The sequence below is a fragment of the Methanobrevibacter sp. genome, assembly GCF_045644645.1.
GTDB lineage: Archaea > Methanobacteriota > Methanobacteria > Methanobacteriales > Methanobacteriaceae > Methanocatella.
Genome location: NZ_JAZRHE010000110.1, coordinates 1 through 5700, shown reverse-complemented (window position 1 = coordinate 5700; position 5700 = coordinate 1). Strand labels below are relative to the sequence as shown.

7 protein-coding genes are annotated in these 5700 nt (G+C 32.9%); 3 read left to right on the top strand and 4 right to left on the bottom strand.

From position 1 onward, the window contains the following. Positions 1-676 (top strand): YczE/YyaS/YitT family protein (locus tag ACKI4K_RS06245; RefSeq protein WP_407423331.1); only part of this gene is annotated, 676 nt, incomplete at its 5' end. Here ACKI4K_RS06245 and ACKI4K_RS06240 read toward each other — a convergent pair. From ACKI4K_RS06240 to ACKI4K_RS06225, 4 genes are read right to left on the bottom strand one after another with little or no spacing between them, the layout of a single operon-like run. Beyond that, positions 677-1324 carry a hypothetical protein gene (locus ACKI4K_RS06240; RefSeq protein ID WP_407423330.1) on the bottom strand — a complete coding sequence of 216 codons (648 nt, stop codon included), beginning with the start codon at positions 1322-1324 and terminating at the stop codon, positions 677-679. A gap of 1 nt (position 1325) precedes the next feature. After that, the gene (locus tag ACKI4K_RS06235; protein ID WP_407423328.1) at positions 1326-3302 is read right to left on the bottom strand and encodes a phage holin family protein; all 1977 of its coding nucleotides are present in this window, start codon (positions 3300-3302) and stop codon (positions 1326-1328) included. A gap of 1 nt (position 3303) precedes the next feature. Next, positions 3304-3831: a TIGR00730 family Rossman fold protein gene (locus ACKI4K_RS06230; RefSeq protein WP_407423326.1), complete on the bottom strand. Its 528-nt coding sequence runs from the start codon at positions 3829-3831 to the stop codon at positions 3304-3306. An 8-nt stretch (positions 3832-3839) separates the two neighbouring features. Next, entirely contained in the window at positions 3840-4391 is a 552-nt protein-coding gene (locus ACKI4K_RS06225; RefSeq protein WP_407423324.1) for a DUF2115 domain-containing protein, read from the bottom strand. A gap of 77 nt (positions 4392-4468) precedes the next feature. Here ACKI4K_RS06225 and ACKI4K_RS06220 point away from each other — a divergent pair, with 77 nt between their 5' ends. Continuing rightward, positions 4469-5110 (top strand): hypothetical protein, encoded by a 642-nt coding sequence (locus tag ACKI4K_RS06220; protein WP_407423323.1) that lies wholly within the window; start codon positions 4469-4471, stop codon positions 5108-5110. Between the two features lie 66 nt (positions 5111-5176). Beyond that, on the top strand, positions 5177-5644 hold the full coding sequence (locus tag ACKI4K_RS06215) for a hypothetical protein (protein ID WP_407423321.1): 468 nt from the start codon (positions 5177-5179) through the stop codon (positions 5642-5644). Positions 5645-5700 lie beyond the last annotated feature (56 nt).

Below are 5700 nucleotides of genomic sequence, written 5' to 3'. Positions count from 1 at the left end.
AATATTTATTTTAAATAAAATTCAAACATTAATTATGGGATTAAAAAAATTCAACAGGTACATCATATATTTTATTTCGTTATTTATAATCTCTTTAGGTGCTTCATTATCCATCAAAGCTAATTTGGGGACTTCCCCATTAATATGTCTTCCTTATGTATGTAGTCTGATTACAAAATATAGTGTTGGTGAGGTAATGTTTGCATTCACCCTGATTTTTATCCTGATGCAGGTTGTGCTTTTAGGGAGGGGTTTTGAAAAAAGGCAATATCTGCAATTTGTTGTCGGTACAATATTTTCATTTTTCATTGACTTTTCATTGATGCTGGTCGATTTCATCAATCCGGTCGGCTATGCTAGTCAGATGATATTGCTGCTGGTCAGTTGTGTCGTGGTTGCATTCGGAGTTTTGCTTGAAATCCAAACTGAGATTGTCTATCTTCCTGCCGATGGGGTTATTGTGGCCATTTCCAAGGTCATCAAAAAGGAGTTTTCAAATGTAAAGCCATTTGTTGATACTTCGTTGGTTGTCATTGCGGCAATTTTGTCTGTGGTGTTTTTGGGATATCTTGCAGGCGTTCGTGAAGGAACAGTAATATCTGCCATTATCATCGGACCAATCGTAAAGATTCTTAAAAAGTATTTGGATTCCTATGTTGAATGTTTAATAGGGTAATCATTTTAAAACGACTGTTTTATCAATCATTTCAATCAATAATTTGTTTATCGGGTTTTTCAAAGACAAAATGTGTTCCTTCTGATAGCTGTCTTTAAGAGGAATCACTCTAAAGCTGGACATGCATTGGTCAGTTGATCTGAGTGCAAAATAAGCTTCGTATTTGCCGTCTATGATGTTGATGATGATTCCAACGTCATCTGTTCTTCCAGGACTTGCAATTCCTTCTTCGGCAAAAACAATAAATTTTTTAATATCATCTGAAGTGATTAATGTGTATTCGACCAGATATTCATATTCGTCTTCATCAAGGTCATAATCATCGTATTCAATTATTTCAGAGCAATCTTCATCCGGAACATTTAATTGATAAGTGCAATATGCTAGGGAAATGTAAATTCCATCAAGGTCTAGGGCTTTTGAAATAATGTCAAAATATAAGTTATCCAAAGGCTGTGATTTATACATGTCGCCCAATATCTCAGGAACAGTATGTGTTAACCCTCCCTCTTCGAGGACAGTACAATAAAAATGTTCCTCTCCCAAATAACCTGCAGTAGCCGCTTTTTCTATTGTTTTTTTAATGTCAATATTTTCAGCATTCTCAAATTTTCGAGTAATCCTCATCACTTCTTCATTACCTATCATGCTATCTCTGTTTTTCTTTTAGTTTTTCAAGATTTTCTTTTAATAACTTGTAAATATTTTCAGCACCGATTATTTCATCATCAGGAACATCCCAATCAGAGGGATATAAGATAAACGGATTTGTCTGACTTCCGCCGGCACCGCCATGACTTCCCACCAACTCTTCAAATGCACATACTTCATCCTTTTCACTGTCGTAAAAGCTGTTCACTAAAATGTCTGGTGTATGTTTAAAGGAGCTGTTTCTTTTAAGATGATGTGCGATGTTGTCTCCAAAGCCTTCGAGAGGATTTTCGCCGGTTATTTCATGGGTATCCAAGTTGTAGATTCCATCTTTACCAATAGCCAAATCACCGTTTTTGGATTTGACAAGTATAAAACCGATGTATTCATTTTTTATAATGCTTGGAATAAGTTCGGGGAATAATGAGTCTATTTCTTCATATGTTAATCTGTGAGTCCATTGCGTTAAATAAATCATGGCAAGATTTCCGGAAGCAAGTACAATAACTTCGGAATCGGTTAATTCTTCCTCCTCATTCGCATCTTCATTTTTTAAACTATCTATTTTCTGTGAAAAAGGAATATATGCTTCTGCAAAGTGGTCTTCATTAGATGACATTTTTGAATACATTTTTAAATCCTGCGGAAGCAACGATTTTATAAATTCTTCAAAGGATTCGCCGTATCGCTGTTTGAATGTGGCGCCATTGGTTTGGCCATGGTCTGATTGGATAACGAACTCATAGTCTCTTGGTGAGTATTTATTGCAATCAACCAGTCTTTTAATTTGTTTATCCATTCCTTTAAGTGCAAACCATGCATCCTCATCTCTTACCCCGGAGTGGTGAGCAATTTCATCATAGCCTAAATAAGTTGAATAGGCAACATCAATATCCCCAACCATCATGTCCCCAATTAGTGTGGAGGTATTAATTTCTCTCATAAATACGTTTGTTCCGGCTCTTGTTGGAATATAGGCAATTCCTCTGCTAATTCTCGGCTGGATGTTTTTTACTTTATGCTTTATCTGGGATATGATTTCAAGTATCATTTCCGATAAGAATAATGATATGATACGTGCGAAATTGCTTGGATTCGAAAATACGGAAAACCAAGCTTTATTGTACAATTTTTGGAGATTTAAAATTTTACTTAATGTAAAAATAACATTGTCAGTATCTCCGGAAAACAGGTTTGACCTACTTGCACCATTGCTTACAAGCAACCCATCACCATTAGAAATCCTTTCTTCTATAATTTTGACCTGTGTAGGACCAGAACATTGCATCATTTGATTGTCGTTTTCTTTTTCAATCCATCTAAATGCGGTAATGTTTTCATTGTTTCCATGCAGTATTCCAGCTTGGCTGGCTCCGGTTTGTGATGATAAATCGGTCTCCCACATTCTTAGGGTATGGCTTCTATTATCAATAAGCTCTTTGACAGTGGGCATATAACCTTTATCAATAGCTTCATTCAACACGTCATAAGCTAATCCATCAATTTCGACTATTATTAAACCAGGATAATCTTTTATATCACTTTTTCTTTTCTTTTCAGCATCTCTAAGGACTGACCTGTAATATGAGGCATCATCTTCAATTGTAAGCAATGCCGAAAGGCTGGTTGTAGTAAATGCCATGGCTACTGGTAATAATATTATTGCCAATCCACTTATTTGCATGCCGAATAACGGTGCAAAAAATTCCATTAAGAATCCATTTAGGAGAAGGGACCCGATACCAAATGTTAATGTTAAAAACGGAAGCAGTATCTTGGTTAAAATTGGCCAAAGAAATGAGTTTATAATACTTATGAATAACACAAATAATAGGATGTCATCAAAATATGATAGCTTAACGCCCAATCCAATAAAACTAACTAAGTATATTCCTATTACATTTCCTATGAATATTATTATGCTTCTTTTTAATGTGGTTAGGGGCGAGGTTTCAATTTTTTTTATTTTTTCCATGTTATCCCAGATATTCAAATATTTCATCGATTGTATTGGCTATTCTAAAGGTTTCTTCCTGTTTATATAAAAATCCTTTTGCACCCATTTCATCAATCATTTCAAACATTTTATTGAAAAAATCTTTGACATTGAATACGATGACAGGTTTGTTGTGCTGTTTTAATTTTTTAAGAGTGATTATTTCAAAAAATTCATCCAATGTTCCGATTCCTCCGGGTGATATAACAAATGCATCTGAATTTTCCAGAAATTTTTTCTTTCGCTCATCCATTGTGGTAACATAAATGAATTCATTACAATCCTCACATAACGGTTCAAAGTTTCCAATCCACTCAGGAGCGATTCCGATAGAATTTCCATTATTGTCATGCACTCCTTTTGCACATGCACCCATCATGCCTGTGCGTCCACCACCAAACACTAATGTGTGTCCATTTTGAGCTAGTTTACAACCTAATTCATAAGCTTCATCAGTGTAAATTTTATCTATTTTTCTACTTCCTGATCCATAAAGGCAAATATTCATACTATCAACTAAATGTCGGGTGTTTGTTCTGCAAGGCACAGATGGCAAATTGCATCAACATTGTCTTTCTGATTATCTTTTACTGGGCAGAAATATTCTCCGTTTATCTCTTCAACTTTTAAACTTCCTGGAAATTCACTTCCAACGGGATGTATTGGTTCTTCGAGAATGAATGTTGTATATAATGCTGTAATTACATAAATTAATGGGAATTTATCCTCTTTTGAATCGTATATTCTTTCTTTTTCGAATGTTCGCTCAAGCATTGGGAAGGATTCGTCAAATGCTTGTTTATCGATAGGGGAATCATCATAGTTGTCATTTTCCAGGACTTCCTTCATGCGCATTATGAAATACTTTACATAAATTTCCAGGTATTTTTCACGGTAACTTGCATGAACATATTCCCCATCCTTTCTCATGTGTGCTGTAGCCATCATTAAATCATACACTGAAATTATTTTAGCATATTTTTTAAGTATCTCCATCAACTCACTTTTCCTTATTTCCTTTTTCGGAGTTAAATCTTTCAGTTCGATTAATATGTCTTCAGCTTCCATGATTTTAATATTAATTTTATTATTAATAAAAATTTTTTTAAATGTAAAAAAATATAATACTAACTGGAGAAATTGTTATGTCTGAAGATTTTATGGAGATTTCAAAAGAGGATATCGAAAACATTGAAAATGCATTAAAGGTTAATGCGGATTACAAATTAAAAAATTCTAAATTTGACATCAAATCATTTGAAAAAGGTAAAGAAATAGTTTTTGTACAATATGTTGCAAATGTGGAAAATGAGTTGGTTTTCCAAACAAAGGAAGAAAATGGTAAATATTATATTTCAGACACTTTTGGTTTATTTATGGATAATATTATAAATGGTAATGTTTCAAGAGATGTTTTCCAATCTGTTAATAAATATTTCCATGATGTCATTGGCAGTGAAGATGATTTTTCAGATGAAAAGGAGGAATTGATTAATTTTTTACTTTTGACTGAAGAATATGATGAAAGTCAACTTCAAAAAGATTTGGATCCATCTAAAATTCGTGAAGATTATAAAAATGATCACGATAAGATTTATTCAGATGAATCTTTAAATAGGGTTCAAAAAAGTTTGGCTTTAAAGGAATTAGTTCACATGTCAGTTTGTCAGGTTGTGAATGATATTGATTTGTTTTTCACAAGGCCATATGATCTAACCCCTGAGGAGATAGCTGAGAAAAATAAACAGGAAGCAAAAGCATTTGAAAATGAATTGCAATTATCCTAGATTTGACATAACTATTTAAGTAATAGTTTCAACATAATATTTATTATCAATCCAAATAATGATTATATGATTACAATTACTAAAAACGAAGAAGTTGTTCTAAATCAGATAAAAATATTCGTCGTCGAATATCCTGAAGGCATTCCAATCAATGTTTTAAGGAAGGATTTGGGTTTTCATGAATATGATTTAGTTCAAATTCTCAGTGAACTTGAAGATAAGGAGTTAGTTGTTTTCAAAGATGAAAAAGTCTCTTTATCAGAACATGAAAAAGAAGTGAATACTGTTAATTCAAAAAAGGATGTTGAAGAATTAGAGTTGAACATGAAAGAAAAGGAATCATATAAACTTATTCAGGATTTGGTTGATGATAAAAACCTCATATCTAAGTATACGCTAGAGGGGCATCTTTTATATGGTGATTTAAAATTGTCTAATTTTAGAATGTATCATATTATTTTGTCCTTACAGAATAAAGGCCTTTTAAAATCAATTACTAAGGAAGACGGCGAATATTATCTGCTGGTTGAATAATATTTTTTTTAAAAATCATAATAATCAAGAAATATTTTTTTTATATTTAATCATAA

What these genes read in the sequence shown, in the direction of transcription:
- ACKI4K_RS06240 (WP_407423330.1), bottom strand. Translation starts at nt 1,324, where the DNA reads ATGATAGGTAATGAAGAAGTGATGAGGATTACTCGAAAATTTGAGAAT.
- ACKI4K_RS06235 (WP_407423328.1), bottom strand. Translation starts at nt 3,302, where the DNA reads ATGGAAAAAATAAAAAAAATTGAAACCTCGCCCCTAACCACATTAAAA.
- ACKI4K_RS06230 (WP_407423326.1), bottom strand. Translation starts at nt 3,831, where the DNA reads ATGAATATTTGCCTTTATGGATCAGGAAGTAGAAAAATAGATAAAATT.
- ACKI4K_RS06225 (WP_407423324.1), bottom strand. Translation starts at nt 4,391, where the DNA reads ATGGAAGCTGAAGACATATTAATCGAACTGAAAGATTTAACTCCGAAA.
- ACKI4K_RS06220 (WP_407423323.1), top strand. Translation starts at nt 4,469, where the DNA reads ATGTCTGAAGATTTTATGGAGATTTCAAAAGAGGATATCGAAAACATT.
- ACKI4K_RS06215 (WP_407423321.1), top strand. Translation starts at nt 5,177, where the DNA reads ATGATTACAATTACTAAAAACGAAGAAGTTGTTCTAAATCAGATAAAA.